General features: G+C 42.4%; 14 protein-coding genes. 3 read left to right on the top strand and 11 right to left on the bottom strand.

The annotated features are described in order from the left end of the window. Positions 1-227 precede the first annotated feature (227 nt). Both H538_RS0109870 and sigX read right to left on the bottom strand, forming a co-directional pair. Positions 228-1,433, bottom strand: coding sequence for a hypothetical protein (locus H538_RS0109870; RefSeq protein WP_026677454.1), 1,206 nt, complete (start codon positions 1,431-1,433; stop codon positions 228-230). Further along, on the bottom strand, positions 1,420-1,965 hold the full coding sequence (gene sigX, locus H538_RS0109875) for an RNA polymerase sigma factor SigX (RefSeq protein ID WP_026677455.1): 546 nt from the start codon (positions 1,963-1,965) through the stop codon (positions 1,420-1,422). Before sigX ends, H538_RS0109870 begins: the two co-directional genes overlap by 14 nt. Before the next feature lie 331 nt (positions 1,966-2,296). Here sigX and H538_RS0109880 point away from each other — a divergent pair, with 331 nt between their 5' ends. After that, on the top strand, positions 2,297-3,463 hold the full coding sequence (locus H538_RS0109880; RefSeq protein ID WP_245595221.1) for a YhgE/Pip domain-containing protein: 1,167 nt from the start codon (positions 2,297-2,299) through the stop codon (positions 3,461-3,463). 78 nt (positions 3,464-3,541) lie between these two features. On the opposite strand, the gene H538_RS0109885 is transcribed toward H538_RS0109880, so the two are convergent. Further along, positions 3,542-4,435, bottom strand: a complete 894-nt coding sequence (locus H538_RS0109885; RefSeq protein ID WP_026677457.1) for a GNAT family N-acetyltransferase — start codon at positions 4,433-4,435, stop codon at positions 3,542-3,544. Positions 4,436-4,736: 301 nt separating this feature from the next. Between H538_RS0109885 and H538_RS25080 the strand changes: the two genes are divergently transcribed. Then, on the top strand, positions 4,737-5,054 hold the full coding sequence (locus H538_RS25080) for a YjcZ family sporulation protein (RefSeq protein WP_051291414.1): 318 nt from the start codon (positions 4,737-4,739) through the stop codon (positions 5,052-5,054). A gap of 136 nt (positions 5,055-5,190) precedes the next feature. Here the strand turns inward: H538_RS25080 and H538_RS0109895 are convergent, their stop codons facing one another. After that, positions 5,191-8,319 carry an MMPL family transporter gene (locus tag H538_RS0109895; protein WP_026677458.1) on the bottom strand — a complete coding sequence of 1,043 codons (3,129 nt, stop codon included), beginning with the start codon at positions 8,317-8,319 and terminating at the stop codon, positions 5,191-5,193. Beyond that, positions 8,316-8,768 carry a MarR family winged helix-turn-helix transcriptional regulator gene (locus tag H538_RS0109900; protein ID WP_026677459.1) on the bottom strand — a complete coding sequence of 151 codons (453 nt, stop codon included), beginning with the start codon at positions 8,766-8,768 and terminating at the stop codon, positions 8,316-8,318. Before H538_RS0109900 ends, H538_RS0109895 begins: the two co-directional genes overlap by 4 nt. Positions 8,769-9,053: 285 nt before the next feature. On the opposite strand from H538_RS0109900, the gene H538_RS0109905 reads away from it, so the two are divergent. Then, positions 9,054-9,368 (top strand): MerR family transcriptional regulator, encoded by a 315-nt coding sequence (locus tag H538_RS0109905; protein ID WP_026677460.1) that lies wholly within the window; start codon positions 9,054-9,056, stop codon positions 9,366-9,368. A gap of 346 nt (positions 9,369-9,714) precedes the next feature. Here H538_RS0109905 and H538_RS0109910 read toward each other — a convergent pair whose 3' ends face one another. From H538_RS0109910 to H538_RS0109935, 6 genes are all read right to left on the bottom strand, one after another. After that, positions 9,715-10,632 (bottom strand): C40 family peptidase, encoded by a 918-nt coding sequence (locus H538_RS0109910; protein ID WP_026677461.1) that lies wholly within the window; start codon positions 10,630-10,632, stop codon positions 9,715-9,717. Positions 10,633-10,695: 63 nt separating this feature from the next. After that, the gene (locus H538_RS0109915; protein WP_026677462.1) at positions 10,696-12,312 is read right to left on the bottom strand and encodes a peptide ABC transporter substrate-binding protein; all 1,617 of its coding nucleotides are present in this window, start codon (positions 12,310-12,312) and stop codon (positions 10,696-10,698) included. 23 nt (positions 12,313-12,335) lie between these two features. After that, positions 12,336-13,355, bottom strand: coding sequence for an ABC transporter ATP-binding protein (locus tag H538_RS0109920; RefSeq protein ID WP_026677463.1), 1,020 nt, complete (start codon positions 13,353-13,355; stop codon positions 12,336-12,338). Between the two features lie 5 nt (positions 13,356-13,360). Continuing rightward, the gene (locus H538_RS0109925) at positions 13,361-14,314 is read right to left on the bottom strand and encodes an ABC transporter permease (protein WP_026677464.1); all 954 of its coding nucleotides are present in this window, start codon (positions 14,312-14,314) and stop codon (positions 13,361-13,363) included. Position 14,315: 1 nt separating this feature from the next. After that, positions 14,316-15,248, bottom strand: coding sequence for an ABC transporter permease (locus tag H538_RS0109930; RefSeq protein ID WP_026677465.1), 933 nt, complete (start codon positions 15,246-15,248; stop codon positions 14,316-14,318). An 87-nt stretch (positions 15,249-15,335) separates the two neighbouring features. Beyond that, a complete protein-coding gene (locus tag H538_RS0109935) occupies positions 15,336-16,160 on the bottom strand; it encodes a M55 family metallopeptidase (protein WP_026677466.1) in 825 nt (274 codons plus the stop codon). Positions 16,161-16,332: the final 172 nt, after the last annotated feature.

Here is a 16,332-nt window from a genome sequence, read left to right on the forward strand (position 1 = left end):
CTCATCATAATAAAAAATAAACCGCCCCTCTCGCCTTTTTTATGTAAAAATTAAAGAAAGTGGCCATATCTGTTCCCCCCTTACTTTTGCACCTCATAGATTATAGATTAGCGGGTTCCTTTCTTTTCCAAAACGTTCTCGGGGCGTGTCTTTTACTAAGACTTCAGGCGTAGTTGTACTAGAAGGAAAAAAAGTACAGCTGCCTACGATGGTAAGCAGCTGCACTCTTAATTTGCTTCAACATAATTTATTCCTACTGTTTCGTCGATTGAGCGATTAAAACGGTATGGCCCCATTTTTTGAACGCCAGTATTTTTAAATTGCACATGTTTATGTCCGTAGGCTTTTGCCGTTACAACAATGGCATCAAGCATTTTTCTTGTCTCCATATTATTTTTTAATGGAGATTTTTGATGAAATGAAACGACGGCTGATGATTGTTGTCCTGACGCTCCTAGCTTAATATGTTTAGGAATGACAGGCGATAATTGGCGCTCGTCCTTTATTCCGTATTTAAGTTCATTTAAGGCATTTTTAAAATCCCTTGGAATATGTTTTATATTCGTCCCGTAACTGTTCACTAAAAATTCGTCACCGGTATCCGTTTGCATGACAAACGTTGGCGATCCGACTAAATCAAGATTAAATTCGCGTTTTCTTTGATTGTCTCCAATTGTTATCCCGGGTTTCCCATTTGTCATTAATTTTGCTTTTGTAAATTGATGATTATAGGCAAACGTGTATTCCAATAATTTTTCAAATAAGGCAGCCTCTTTCTTGTCACGGATTTCGCCTGAAGGAATATCAACGACTATCGTATTTCCATCTTCTTTAAACGACAGCTTATTTAAGATGGTCGTGTCCAACCCAACTGTCTCCGGTTTAAATTTGGTCAATACTTGCTTAACATTTTTTACGTAAGACCCTTTATCCTTCACAAGAAAGCTAACCGGAACAATACATGGCATTTCCCGTTCTAAATAGGCAATCGTCACCACCGCTTGATCTGGTTGCTTGATTTGGCCTTTCAAAATCGGAGCATGGTATCTCTCGCCGTTTTTAATGAATGAGTTTGAGTTTTGCTCTTTATTTTCCAGGCTTACAAGTGATAGTTTTCCGTTCTTTGTTAAATCATGCGGTGTATCCATTCCAGATGATTCGAAGCCTTTTATATCCTCTACTCTTTTCTTGGAGGAGGAAGATTGATTACTCTGGTGATTTACAGGGATGAGAACTGAGATCATGACAACAACACATGCCGTCGCGATCGTCGGAACAACCCTTGTTTTGACCCACCTTTTCTTTCGTTCGGATTCTTCCAGTTTTGATTTAACTTGTTGAAAGACGCGCTCTTTCGATTGCCTATCCTTTATGGGAGGCATATTTTCCAATTGTTTTTGGATTTGCTCTTCATTCCACTTAAACGATTCCATCTTTCAATTCCTCCTCTAAGCCCAAACGCTGATCCAAAAGATCTCTTAGCCGCTTAACTGCCCGATGTTGCGTCGTTTTCACTTTACTTTCCGACCAGCCGAGCACTGCAGCAGTTTCCGTAATGGAGAGTGATTGAATAAAACGAAGAATGAGTACTTGTTGTTGGTCTTGCGTGCATTTATGCAATGTTTTATATAACTGCTTGACCGATTCTTTTTGTGTTACCCATTCGTCCGGCAATGGTTCATGATCTTTTATCAAGTTTTCTTTTTCCGATAACGTAAAGAATAAAAGTTTCTTTTTTCTGCGGTTTTGCTTGCGAATCCAATCAATCGTGACATGTCTTGCAATCGAATGGAGCCATGTTTTTTCAGAGCTTTTTCCTTCAAAGCTTTTATATGACTTTAAAACTTTTATATACACTTCTTGAACTAAATCTTCTGCAACTTCCCGATTTCTTACCATATAAAAAATATATTGAAACAGAGATTGGTGATACTCCTCATATAACCGGTCAAATGAGTCTTCCACAAAATAGACCCCCTAACGTTCTATACTATTAGTCGCTAATCTTATTAAAAAGTTACATTATTAATCTGAATTTGTGCCGTCCTATTAAAATCTGTCTCTATTAATTTACTACATTCCATTTATCTTATGGTTACAATATGGAAACAATCACATCACATTTATTTTCATATCAAAAATAAAACGTATGGCATTTGACAGAGGGACAAGGGAGTATATACAATTATTAGATACTTAAGAAAAGATTGCCGGAAGATTCTTCTGCTGGTCTTTCTTTTTGTTGTTGACGTTTCTATTTATTTAAAAAGTATAAGGAGAGAAATGCGTGAAAGCCATGAAGCGCTTTTTTAAGCAACGGGAAACATACATTGGAATTGGTTTAGCCCTTGCCTTTCAGCTGGCGTTTTTCTTTGTCTGGCTAAGCGGATACCATGGCGAGAGCCGCCATGTTAATCCCCTTCGGATGGCCGTTGTAAACGATGATCCCGAGCAAGGAAAGGAAATCGTAAAAGCTATCCATCAACGTCTTACATATAAAATTTCCGACCTGAATTCACTGCACCAGGCAAAAAAGAACATGAATCAGCTTCAATACGACATGATTGTTTATATCCCGGGAAATTTTTCGACAAACATTTTAAAAGGAAAAACAGCCAATATTAATTTCTACATCAATCAATCGAACTCCAAATCTACTCGAAAGGCAATGGAAAACGTAGCGAAGGAAATTACAACACGGGTCAATGAAGAAGTATTTATTCAAAAAAAAGCAGCAATTACAAAGGAATTAAAAAAGCAGTCTGAGTCTCAAAATAAAGATAACATCCTAAAAACGCCAAATTTAATGGATGTAATCAATGGATTTAGAATAAACGGCGTACATGCAACCATTATTAAAACCAATGAAGTGAAAAGCTTTTCCGCTACCATGGTCCCTATGATGGTAGTATTGGCATCGTTTGTCGGCGCCATGATTATGAGCTTACAACTATCTTTTGCAGCAAAAAAGATTTCTCGCCTGTATTCAAAATGGTCCCTTTTTATATCGAGGCAGCTTATTAATCTCGGAATCCCTATGTTTATCTCTATACTTACTGTGTTGCTCATGCTGGCTTCCGATGTGCATTTTAAAACATCAATTTTTGTCATCTGGCTGTTTCAGTCTCTTGTCTTATATTCATTCCTTTGCCTCAGTCAACTGTTTATCATTCTTTTCGGCAATGCAGGAATGTTATTAAATATTATCATTCTTTCTGCACAACTCGTTACGTCAGGGGTCATTATCCCGCGTATGATGTTAAGCAGCTTTTTTCAAACGATCGGCAAATTGCTTCCAGCGACCTATGCGGCAAATGGCTACTTTACAACCGCTTTTGGAGATGGCAATTTAACAAAGGACATCTATTGTTTGCTGCTCATATCGATAACATGTCTTCTTCTTTCAGCCATTCGGATCCTGTTAGCGAAAGAGAACAGCCCCCAAACAAATGCTACAGCATGACAAAAGAGCGAAAAACCGGAGTAAAAATGAACTGCACCCCAATTGTTAGACACAACGAACAATTGGAGGTGCAGCTTTTTATTGAATGCTCTCTTTAATAGGTTGGTCAAGCCGATTAGACATATGAACTTGCTCAACGAGCGTTTCAAAGCCAGCAGCGAGCAGTGTATTATAAACAAGCCGGTTATTTTTCGAGAGATTTCTTACCATTCTTTTTATCTTATGATGCGGCTGGAAAACATGATAGAGAATGAAATCAGCTACCTTTTGAACATCAATTGACTCTTTGATCTCACACTGATTGAGAGCAATCGTTTGAATGTTATGTTTCTCATCCATCATCCGCTGGTAAACCGCATATGCCAGAACCTCATTGCCTTTTTTAACAATGATTGATTCTGCGCCTTTGCAGCCTGGAACTTGCACTTGCCATGCCTTTATCGGTTGAAAGAATTCGAGCAGCTGAATATCCTCAGGAATGCCCCGGACTATTTCAAAATTGGAATTGGTGTGGAAAGCGTCTATTGTCATCGCTCCATTCTGTTGTAAAAAAACAAGTTCCTCAAACACTTCATACCCCATTTTTTTATATAAAGCAATGGCCCGCTCATTTTGTGCAACCGCTTCCAAAAGGGCTAAATCCACTCCTTGTTCCCGATACACATCAAGACACGCCTCTATTAATACTTTGCCGATTCCTTGTCCGCGGAATTCAGGTTTAATCCCGGTTCCTCCATTCCATGCAATCTTTTTTCCATCCATCTCACGAAAGCCATTTATGGCAAACCCTACAGCAACATGATCCACGTAAGCCACAACTGAATGTTCAGGTGATAGACCTTCATTTGCCAACTTTCGAATAAAAGCATCGACCGTCATCGTCATATTTGAAAAATAATATTTAAATCCCTCATTCCATAACACAACCGCTTCCTTATAACTTAATTCGCTGAATCGTTTGATCGATATCACATTTTAACCTCCCGGGACAAAATTAAAAATGACTGGTCATTTTATTTTAATGTAGCACGAATTTCCAATTCTTTTCAACAAAAAGCGTTCGACATCGCTTAGCGCCGTTTAGACATGAAAAAGCTAAAGCCTATTGGGATCTATAACATTACTTATTTCGGCTCCCCCATCAAAGGGTTTACACAAAAAAATTTAAAATTCCACGAATGCCCTAACTGTTTGTCCCAAACTATTTTGCTGTTATGTACATACTCTATTATGCAAGGAGTTGTAAATCCCTTTTTACGAAAGGAGAGTTATTATGCAAAGACCTGGAAAACGTCAATTTGGCTTTGGCGGTGGTTACGGCTTCGGTGGATATCCGGGATTTGGAGTTGGCGGAGTCGGTTACGGTGTACCTGTTATGGGTGGTTATCCATACGGAGGCTATGGGTACGGCGGTTATGGCTATGGATATGGCGGCTACGGCGGTTTTGGATACGGCGGCGGTTGGGGCCGCGGATTCGCTATTATCGTCGTCCTCTTCATCCTGTTAATCATCGTTGGATGTTCTTGTGCCGGATTCGGTGGCTTCGCTAAAGGATTTGGCGGCAGTTCATGTGACGGATGCGGCTGTTAGTTCTAAAGCCGCTTTGGCTAGAGGCAAGAAGCAGGATTGGAATCGGCAAATAGCCGATTCCTTTTTTTACACCTATAATTAAAAATCAGTTAGACGAAACAAGGCTGCAAGACTTTTCTTGCAACCTTGTTTTCTCTTATTCTTCTTTTCTGGCAAACGGCCACCAATTCGCTTTGCCGAATGTTTTGACCATGACCGGGATAAAGAATGGAAGAATGACGAATGCATAGAGGAATACTCCAGTCAGGAAAATGGTCGCGATTTGCATCATCGATAGTACGCCTGACGGATACATCGCAGCAAACGTCCCGCCGAGTATAATGACCGCAGAAATAATGACTGTTCCCATTTTCTTCATTGATTCGATCATCGCTTCTTTAACGGAAATTCCTTTATATTCATTAAACCGGTCCATTAAGAAAATGCTGTAGTCGACTCCAAGGGCAAGCAGTATGACAAACCCGAAAAACGGAACAGCCCAGCTAATACCCGAGTAGCCTAAGATGTTGACGAAAATCGTTTCAGACACCGACATCGCCGTATAATAGGTTAAAATAAGCGAAGCGAGAATGTAGAGCGGCATAATGACGGATCTGAGCAACAAAACTAAAATGACGCCAATGCCTATGAGCATCATGGCAACCGTCTTGGTATAGTCAGACGTTGAAATATCATTTAAATCGGAATACATGCTTGTCACTCCGCTGATGCCGACCTGTGCATTTTCCAAATTTGTTCCCTTTACGGCACGTTTTATCGCTGCTTTAATATCATCTACTTTATCGAGCGCCTCGCTTGAATACGGATTTTGCTTAAAAATAACATCCATCGTCGCCATTTTCCGGTCCGGTGACATGTACGTATTAAACACTTGCTGAAAATCATTATTGCTTAAAACGACATCCGGTATATACCATCCGGCAAGCTCCTTATCTGATGCGGATGACAGCCCTTTTAAATAATCGTTGGCCGATTCAAGTCCGCCTGATACTTTATGCAACCCGTCGGCACTATTCTTTAATCCATTCGTTAATTGGCTCATTTGTCCATCCAATTGGCCAAATCCTTCTTGAAGCTGTTTTTGCCCATTATTAATCCTGGTAAGCCCATTTTGCACTTCAGGAAGTTTTGAAATGACCTGGCTTTGCCCTTCGGCCGTTTTGGATAGCCCGGACTCAAGTTGCTCCAATCCTTTCACAAGTTGACCAAGTCCATTGCTTACTTTTTTTTGTCCATTGACTACTTCCGTGAGGCCGTTGTTTGCGGTTTTGATCCCTACTGACGTTTTACTCAAGTTTTGATTAAGCTGGGCCAATCCGTTTGAAAGTCGGTTAACCTCGCTTTGAAGTTGCATGATGGTTCCTTTCATCATTTGATAATCCTGATCCGCCGCAAGTTCTTTATGGTTTTTTTCCAGATTGGCAAAATGGGGGGTAAGGCTTTTCAGTGCCCCAGAAACCTTCGCTATTCCTTTCTGCGCATCTTCATAATGCGTTGCAAGTTGTGATAAACCGGCACCTGCCTGCTGATAGCCTTGAAGCAATTTCTGGCTGTTTTCATAAAGCGATTGTGCACCGGTTTTCGCTTCGGTGACTGCCTTTTTCATTTCCCCGGCACCGGAAGAACCTTCACGTATCGCTTTTTCGATGTTTGATAGGCCGCCCGAAATTGCCCCGACGCCTGTTTTCAGGTCATCCGTTCCGTCAACAAGAGCACCGATGCCTTTTGTTGTTTCTTTTAATTTCGGTTCATTTTCCGATAGTTTAGATCTCGCATCTTCTAAACCGTCACTGATTTTTTTTATTCCATCGTTGCTTTTGCCTAGCCCTTTGTGCAGCGACTTTACTTGATTGGCGACAAGCAGTTCTTTTAGCTCATCTCCGACTGGCCTTGTCGCGCTTCTGACCGTATCCACGCCGTTTACTTTTTCAACTTCACGGCTAATTTTTTCCATTGTCGCTAAATATGACGCGTGGTCCATCGGCTCATCATTTTTTACTACAATTTTCGTTGGCAGCGATTCGCCGGGGCCGAAGCTATCTGCAATGATGTTAAAGGCTTTCACCGAATTGTAGCTGTCGCCGATTTCCTCGAGGGAATTGTACGACAATTGCCCGTTATACGTCAGCAGAAATGGCGTAACAATGGCGGCCACTAACAATAACGTAAGAAGCGGACGCTTAAAGGAAAACGTTCCGGCAGCTCCCCAAAACCGGCTCGGTTTATGCTCAATTGACTTTTTCGCCGGCCAGAACAGCTTCTTTCCTAAGACCGCCATAAAGAATGGAACAATCGTGACAAGGGCAAGAAGCAATATGGCAATACCAACCGCAACACCGACAGCCGATTGATACAGCTTAAATGTCGATAACCCGATGACAGCAAATCCGAACATTACCGCAATGCCGCTGAACAGCACCGTTTTCCCTGCCGTTTTATAGGTTGCAAGTATGGCATCATGTAAATGCTCATGGGAGCCAATCTCTTCTTTAAATCGGCTTAAAAGCAAAATGCAATAGTCCGTTCCAATTCCGAACAGGACCGCCACTAAAAAGATTTGCGTAAAATTAGAGAGCGGAAAATCCCATTTGTCCACTAAAAATGCGACAATCGATTGCGCAGTAATATAGCTAATTCCGACAGTTAATAGCGGAATGAACGGCGCAATCAATGACCGGAACACAATGAGCAAAACCGCCAGGATAAAAATAACCGTAATGTATTCCGTCTTTTTCAATCCATCCTGCGAGCTCTTCATGACATCTTCATCAATCATCCAGCTGCTCGTATAATAATGATCGACTTTGACGTCGTTCAACTCCCGATAGAGCGCCTTTGAAATTTCGGCAGGCTCGCGCTTTCCTTTTTGAACTGTCAGCATGACAAGAATCGTTTTTCCATCTTTACTGACGAGCTGGTCTTTTAACTCTTTTTGATGAAAATGGGAAAGAATGGATGAGACACCGAGCCTTTGCCTATCGTGATCAAGCCGGTCAAGCCCACGTTTGATTTCCGCGAGGTCCGCTTTCGTAAGCCTCTCATGATCGTGAAAAACGAGAGCAACCTGCGATTCGCCTTTTGCCTTATGTTCGTCCATTTGATTGAGCAACTTTTGCGCATCGGTAGAAGGATACCCGTCTGGAACACCGATCTGGCCTTTTTCCCGAACGAGGTTAGCCATATTTGGTGCAGTCATCACCAATACGGCAACAACCAGGATCCAAACGGCAACGATTAGCCATCTTGCTTTAATGATCCCTCTCATTCTTCTAATTTCTCCTCCTTCTCTTCATGGAGCAATTGGGCAAACGTTTCAAATGTATGGATAAACGCTTCAATTTCTTTCTGGTCAAATTGTTTCAAATACGTTGAAACAATTTCAAACACCTTTTTATTTGCCCATTCAAACACGTTATTTCCTTCTTCCGTCAACATTAAATACACGATCCGCCGGTCTTTTCGATCACGGAACCGTTTGATATAGCCTTTTTCTGTTAATCTTGCAATGATTGCCGTTATGGCGCTTTTATTCACTAAAAACATCTCTGCAAGTTCAGTTGTCGTTGCACGCCCGAGCAATTTAATCGTCCGCAAGATGCAATGCTGCTCGATCGTTAAAATGTCTTGCAACTGCTCTTTAATTAGCGACTGAATTCGCTTTGTTACCGTAAATGAAGCCATTTCATAACGGTTAATAACCTCCTGCAAATCCATTGTATTCACCTTTTTTCTATGTAGAATCATATTGTTCACGAGTTGAACTGTTTATGTTGATAACTATATGAAAAAGTATATTCTCTGTCAATGAAAATTTTAGTCTGGTTTGAAGCAATAAGAGAACAGATCCATCAATCAAACGTTTGATTTAAATCATTGTAAGAAATCCTTACACTAACATAGCGGAAATTTTATAATTTTCGTATAATTATTGACATATATTTGTTATTTTTATTAACATTAAGTACGAGCAACAGCGGATTATAAACGGGGGTGAATGAAATGAGTCAGTCTTACAAAGACAAAAAAGTAATCACCATCGGAATTGTCAGTGAATTAACCGGTCTGACCCACCGGCAAATTCGCTATTATGAAGAACGGAATTTAATCTTTCCCGAACGGTCGAAGCACGGCAATCGGAAATATTCTTTTTCAGATATTGAACGGCTCATGGAAATCGCAAATCAAATTGAAGACGGGGTGCAAACTTATGAAATTAGAAAAGAAATGATGCGGAGAGAAAAGCAACTTGATCGAAAGGAAGTTAAAAAAATGATTCGAGGGCAATTGAATGCCCATTTCAAAATAAGGGAATGAGCGACATTTATCCTTCAAGCGAAAACGCTCCCTCAGGCAAATGTCCGGGAGCGCTCTAGCTAATTTACTGTTAAATCGATGACCGGCCTTACCCTTACCGCACAAACTTTAAAACCCGGCATTTTGCAAATGGGGTCTAACCATTTCCTACGAACACCATTTTTTCTTTTTTATTTCATCCCTCTTCCTTTAAATGGTTGATTTTCATATAGGACCTTATCTTTATTGGAAAGCGCATCACGGAAGCTCCTTCTTCGCTTCAATGATGTAAGGAAATCTGACATTGTTTTTTCATTAAAAAAACCCTTCTTTTCTCTTAGAAAGAAGGGTTTCGTGCGCTATGATTCTATTCCTTGCCAAATCTCCTGCCTCCGCAAAATTCAATCTCATAAGGAGAATTTGTTAATGTTATGATTTCAACTGTTTTTCCTGTTTTCGGCGAGTGGATCATTTGATCATTCCCGTAATAGATTCCGACATGATGAACGAAACCTTTGCCTTCGTCGTAGGCAAAAAAAACAAGGTCTCCCGGTTCTAATTCGTCTCTCGTCACTTTTTTCCCGCGTTTATGTTGGTCAGACGCATCTCTCGGGATCGTGATTCCATTAAAATGGTGCATCGTATAAGCAAAACCGGAGCAGTCGTAACCGAACCCCGACATACCGCCCCATAAATACTCCAGGTTAAGGAATTTCTCCGCTGCCCTGACAATATCTTGCCCGGTTCCTTTAGGGATGCCATCGTAGACAGAGAAAATTTCAACATCATTTCTTCTTACTTTTTTCGTTCCATCAACCGTCCGTACCTCAACCCATTCTTCCCCTATTTGTTGAATGGCGAGCCGGGTATTAAAACTTATTTCTATTTCCTTCTTTTCTTCTAAACGATATAAAAAAGCAGTAGGAGAGGAGATAACCGCAAAAGAATCATAGGAGCCGCCTTCAAATGACGAAGCCGGCGTGAGCTGCTGCTTCGGGATCCATCCCGGATACCCGGACTCGTTTTTCCCAGAAGGCTGGTCGGGAACAAGAACCGATAACCACTCTCCATTTTCTTCTGTCACAATCACCTTTTGGCCATAAAGTAGCTGTGACTGGATCATATTTTTGGCATGGAGCTCCAGCTTATCGTCATAGCTGTTCGATGAAATCCACTTCTTTATTTGTGCAGGATTAGAAAGCAGCAGCTGATCTTTCTCCCGTGGAGATTCAGGTGATGTCCATAACGTCGCAACGGATACATTGACGATCCATTCATTTTCCAAACTAAGCCCTCCGATCTTTCCGTTAAAATGGGTGTCCACCCTTTAGAACACCCATCTTATCGTCTATTTTACGTCCGCCCACTTTAATTCCAAATAGCCAACCGGATGTCTGACGATGCCGGTTACATTTTCATTTTGCAAGTACACTTGATTATAGAAGTAGAGCGGGAAAATTGGCGCTTCATCGATTAAAATCTTTTCCGCTTTATGCATGTCTTCAAACCGCTTCTTCTCATCGCCTTCTTTTTTCGCACTTGCAATAAGCTTGTCATATTCCTTGTTGCCCCATCCTGTCCGGTTCATCGGGCTGTCAGTCACAAAGCTTTCTAAAAAGTTGATCGGGTCCGCATAGTCCGCTAAAAAGGAAGAGCGGGAAAATTGCAGTTTCAACGCTTTTTGATCCGTTGAAAAGACATTGGCCTCAAGGCTTGCCAGCTTAACATTGACGCCAAGGTTTTCCTTGAACATTTCCTGAAGAGCTTCAGCGATTTTCTTATGTGTATCATCCCCCGTGCTATAGGTTAAAGTGACTGGCGGAAGTCTATCATACCCTTCTTCTTTCATCCCCTTTTGCAGAAGCTCTTTTGCTTTTTCCTTATCCGGCTTGATCAAGTCGCTGCCAATCTCGCGGAAATCCCCTCCCGCCGGGTCATTAAATCCGTAGGCGACAAACCCATGGGCCGGCTTTTCCTTATTTTTCGTGACATAGTTAACGATGTCTTCTTGATTAACGGCAAGGCTGAACGCTTTCCGGATATTTTTGTTTTGGAACGGCTTCATTTTTACATTAAACCGGAAGAAGTAAGTCCCGGATTGATCTTCAACCTTCGCTTTCCCTTCCTTAAATAACTTTTCGCTTAAGTCAGCGGGAATTCCTGATGTTGACAGTTCCCCTGTTTGGAACATTTGGTATTCTGTGTTGCTGTCACCGATCATTTTCCAGACGACGCCATCTAATTTCACGCTTTTTGCATCCCAATAGTTATTGTTCTTGACCATTTTCATCTGGTCTTTATGCTTCCACTCCGCCAATTTGAATGGGCCGTTTCCAACAAATGTATTGGCTTCTTTTGCCCAGTCTTTGTTTTTTTCCACCGTTTCTTTCGGCACGGGAAAGAATACCGGGTTGGAAATGACGCTTAGAAAATATTTTTGCGGACTGTTCAACGTCACTTCGAGCGTCTTATCATCTTTCGCTTTCACTTTCATATCTTGTGCGCTTCCTTTACCGGTGTTAAATTCCTCGGCCCCTTGAATAAAGTAGGATAAGAAAGCCGCAGGAGAAGCTGTTTTCGGGTCTGCGACACGCTTCCATGCATATTCAAAATCTTGCGCTGTCACCGGTTTTCCGTCCGACCATTTGGCGTCCTCGCGGATTTTAAACGTATACGTTTTCCCATCGCTTGAAACTTCCCATTTTTCAGCTGTGGCTGCTTCCGGCTCGTTATTTTTACCAAGCCGGGTCAACCCTTCCATCAAGTTGTTTAAAGGGTTATATGAAATGGCATCAAAACCGATAGGCGGATCAAGTGAAGTCGGTTCATTGCCGTTATTTAGTGATACGATTTTCTCCTTCCCGCTTTTATCTCCCTCTTTGCCTGGCGGGTTTGCCCCTGTTGTACATCCTGCTACCATTGCGATCATCACAAAAGCAACAAGCATGACTGACCATTTTTTCATCGGAAAGTACCTCCTTGAAATTTTTAGCTATATGTCTTTTCACGCAAATGAAACTTGACCTGTTTCGCCCTTTGGTCCTGTAGCCAGCAATTTACTTCATGCCCTTCTGCTACAAGAGTTCTACCGGGCTGATAGGCATCGCATACTTCCATGGCAAACTCACATCTTGAGCTATAAGCGCAACCGATAGGCGGTGCGAATAAATCTGGCGGCGACCCGGGAATCGGAATTAAAGGCTGGCCGCGCTCCAAATCCAATCGCGGCACGCAATTTAGCAATCCTTTCGTGTAAGGGTGCTGAGGGTTATAAAAAATTTCGCTGGTCGTTCCTGACTCGACAACCTTACCGGCATACATGACGTTGATCCGATCGGCGAGCTTTGCAACGACCCCTAAATCGTGGGTAATCATAATGATTGCGACCCCCGTATTTCGCTGGATTTTTTTAAAAAGGTCGATGATTTGCGCTTGAATGGTCACATCTAAAGCTGTCGTCGGTTCGTCCGCGATTAAAATGGACGGATTACAGACGAGCGCCATCGCGATCATGATGCGCTGCCTCATCCCCCCGCTGAACTGGTGGGGAAATTGTTTTAATCGTTCTTTCGGATTGGCGATGCCGACTTCCCCGAGCATTTCACATGCCCGAAATTGGGCTTCTTTTTTCGTCACGACTGGTTCATGTTGCAAAATCGCCTCCGTAATCTGGTCGCCGATTGTTAACGTTGGATTGAGCGAAGTCATTGGATCCTGAAAAATCATTGAAATGTCTGAACCGCGGATTTTCCTCATCTCTTTTTCGGAAATTTTTGTAAGGTCGCGGCCTTTAAAGAGAATGCTGCCGGATGTAATTTTCCCCGGGGGATTCGGAATGAGCTTCATAATGCTCTGGGCGGTCACGCTTTTGCCGCATCCGGATTCCCCGACAATCGCAACGGTCTCCCCTTTTTTAACGGTAAAACTGACTCCCCGGACAGCCTGAACTTCCCCGCCGTAAGTTTTAAATGAAACGTGTAAATCTTTCACATCAAGGATCGTATTCATGCGGATCACCTCCGTAATTTTGGATCGAGTGCATCCTGCAATCCATCACCTAACACGTTGAACGCAAACATCGTTAATGAAATAAAAAAGGCCGGGAAGAAAAGCCGCCACCACTGGCCGGTTAAAATTGTCGACAATGCATCACTCGCCATGACACCCCAACTTGCATACGGTGCCTGAACGCCCAACCCGATGAAGCTGAGAAACGCTTCAGCGAATATCGCGGTCGGAACTGTTAACGTCATTTGGACAATGATCGGACCCATCGTGTTTGGAAGCAGGTGTTTTCGAATAATCCGTCTCGTTTTACCACCAAACGTTTTTGAAGCGAGGACGAACTCGTAATGTTTTAATTGCAGCACCTGCCCACGAACAATTCGCGCCATTCCTGTCCAACCGGTAATACTGAGTGCAACAATGATTGTCAAAAGCCCCGGGCCCATGACGACCATAAGAAGAATGACCATTAATAAATAAGGGAGACCGTATAAAATTTCAACGATCCGCATCATATAATGATCGGTCCTGCCGCCTTTGTATCCCGAGATCCCTCCGTAAATGACGCCGATCACAAAGTCGACCAATGCCGCCATAACCCCGACAAATAACGAAATCCTCGCCCCATACCATGTTCTTGTAAAGACATCTCTGCCAAGGTTGTCCGTACCGAACCAGTGTGAAGCAGAAGGCGGCAAATTGCTTTCGGTTAATGCCTGTTTCGTCACTTCATACGGTGACAAAATCGGGCCGAAAATGGCCATGATGATAAGTAAAATTAACGAAACCAATCCAGCCATCGCAAGTTTGTTTTTCACCAATCTGCGGCGGGCATCCTGCCAGTACGACAGCCCGGGACGAACAATTGCATCGGCATTCCTTGCTTTTCTTTTTTTAGGAATAAACAACTCATCCGGAGGGAACTGTCTTTTTTCATTACCTGTGCGATTTGGAAGCACCATCCTACTCCCCCTCCTTTTTATGGAGCTTAATTCTCGGGTCAATAATTCCATAAGCAATGTCGACTAAAAAAAGCAAAAAAATGAGAAGTGTGCTGTAAAAAACGGTCGTGCCCATAATGACAGGATAATCGCGGTCGTTAATGCTGCTGACAAAATATTGGCCCATGCCGGGGATGGCAAAAATCTTTTCAATGACAAAACTTCCGGTTAATACAGCGGCAACTAAAGTCCCTAAGATCGTAATAACGGGAAGAAGCGCATTTCGGAGCGCATGTTTGACGACAATTTTAAATGGCGATAAGCCTTTTGCCCGTGCCGTTCGAATATAGTCTTGCGTTAGTACTTCGAGCATGCTTGATCTTGTCAAGCGGGCAATAATCGCAAGCGGGCTCATGGAAAGCGCGAGAGCAGGCAAAATCATGTGCTTGTAGCTCGCCCATGTCGCAACGGGAAGCAATTTCAAGTCCACCGCTACAACCTGAATGAGAAGGGTTGCCATGATGAAGTTCGGAACGGAAATGCCGATGACGGCCAATGTCATCGCTCCATAATCGATAACCCCATTATGGCGAAGGGCGGCAAAAATGCCTAAAGCAATTCCAGAAACGATCGAAAAGAGGAGCGCTACAGAACCGAGCTCAAACGAAATTGGAAAGCCGCGCGACAATAATTCATTAACTGATGTGGAGCTTTGTTTAATTGAAGGACCGAAATCAAATTGTAGAAGAGATTTTAAGTAAATACCGTACTGAACGAACAAATTTTCATCTAAATGGTAGTGGGCTTCCAGGTTTTTTCTCACCGTGTCATTCGTGTTTCTCTCCTGGTTGAACGGTGAACCCGGTATGGCGTGCATCAAGAAAAACGTAAGCGTGACGATGACCCATATGGTAATCATCATGGATATAAAGCGTTTGCCGATATATTTTAGCATCTTTGGATCCCACCTTTACAAGTTATGGAACAAAGGTAACGGAAACCCGTCACCAGGAGCCAGATTTCACTTAAATTGGTGGCAATTTTAACAAAACGTCGTCCGCATAGCGAGCTCCGTCATCACAAGCATGGCCTGATAAGCCTCAAGCATATCTTTTGCTTTGAATTGAACGATCGTTGTGCCTTCGACGATTTCCGTACCCGGCATTAAATGGGCCCATTCTGCCTGTCCATAATTCGCAAACTCAATGCCTAATACAGGATGCTCCGGAGGAATGAGCGGCTTCACCCGATCAATAGTAAGCAGGGCTTCTTTCGTTTTTTCACGCAGCAGTTCCCCGCTTTTTTGCGGGCTTAAACAAAGAGCGGATGACCGTGACAGCGTTTCTTTGACAGCCGCTGTCGTGACACCAGGTATCAGTTTCTTTGCTTCTTCTGCGGCATAATCATCGCCTGCAACCATAATGACAGGTACCCCGTAGTAGCCGGCGACATAAGCATTTAACCCCATTTCCCCAACTTCATGGTCATTAATGTACATATTTCTCACGCCGAAAATCATCGAATGGGACATCACCCCTTTTTGCGATGCACGGGCATGATAGCCGACAAAGATAGCCCCTGAATAACTGTTATCCAGTCCCTGGACCATAGAAAACGGTTTCACATCTCCAGAAATGAGCCTCGCTTCCGGATGAATTTTTTCCACTAAAAGGTTATTCATTTTTGAGTGGCTGTCATTGACAATAATATCCGTTGCCCCATTCTCAAATGCGGAATGGATAACATGATTAACTTCATCTGTCATCATCTGCTGGCCTCGTTTGTAATTTCGATCACTCGAATCAACAAATGTCGAATCGACAAGACCCGTAATCCCTTCCATATCCACTGATATGTATAGTTTCAACTTTTTTCCTCCTCTTCTTATAGTAGAATAAGTCTATGGACTGTGAAAAAACCTCCTTTCTATCATTGCTTTTTAAAATACTACCAATCTATTTACTATATTAGTAATTATTGAAATCGAAATCAATCGATAATTCATTATACTATGAATTATTTGTTAATTTATTTTTCCA

The organism is Fictibacillus gelatini DSM 15865 (assembly GCF_000430745.1).
In the GTDB taxonomy this organism is placed as follows: Bacteria; Bacillota; Bacilli; order Bacillales; family Fictibacillaceae; genus Fictibacillus_A; species Fictibacillus_A gelatini.

Bases quoted from the DNA above. Each gene is read 5' to 3' on its own strand.
- H538_RS0109870 (WP_026677454.1), bottom strand. From the start codon at position 1,433: ATGGAATCGTTTAAGTGGAATGAAGAGCAAATCCAAAAACAATTGGAA.
- H538_RS0109880 (WP_245595221.1), top strand. From the start codon at position 2,297: ATGAAGCGCTTTTTTAAGCAACGGGAAACATACATTGGAATTGGTTTA.
- H538_RS25080 (WP_051291414.1), top strand. From the start codon at position 4,737: ATGCAAAGACCTGGAAAACGTCAATTTGGCTTTGGCGGTGGTTACGGC.
- H538_RS0109895 (WP_026677458.1), bottom strand. From the start codon at position 8,319: ATGAGAGGGATCATTAAAGCAAGATGGCTAATCGTTGCCGTTTGGATC.
- H538_RS0109900 (WP_026677459.1), bottom strand. From the start codon at position 8,768: ATGGATTTGCAGGAGGTTATTAACCGTTATGAAATGGCTTCATTTACG.
- H538_RS0109905 (WP_026677460.1), top strand. From the start codon at position 9,054: ATGAGTCAGTCTTACAAAGACAAAAAAGTAATCACCATCGGAATTGTC.
- H538_RS0109915 (WP_026677462.1), bottom strand. From the start codon at position 12,312: ATGAAAAAATGGTCAGTCATGCTTGTTGCTTTTGTGATGATCGCAATG.
- H538_RS0109920 (WP_026677463.1), bottom strand. From the start codon at position 13,355: ATGAATACGATCCTTGATGTGAAAGATTTACACGTTTCATTTAAAACT.
- H538_RS0109925 (WP_026677464.1), bottom strand. From the start codon at position 14,314: ATGGTGCTTCCAAATCGCACAGGTAATGAAAAAAGACAGTTCCCTCCG.
- H538_RS0109930 (WP_026677465.1), bottom strand. From the start codon at position 15,248: ATGCTAAAATATATCGGCAAACGCTTTATATCCATGATGATTACCATA.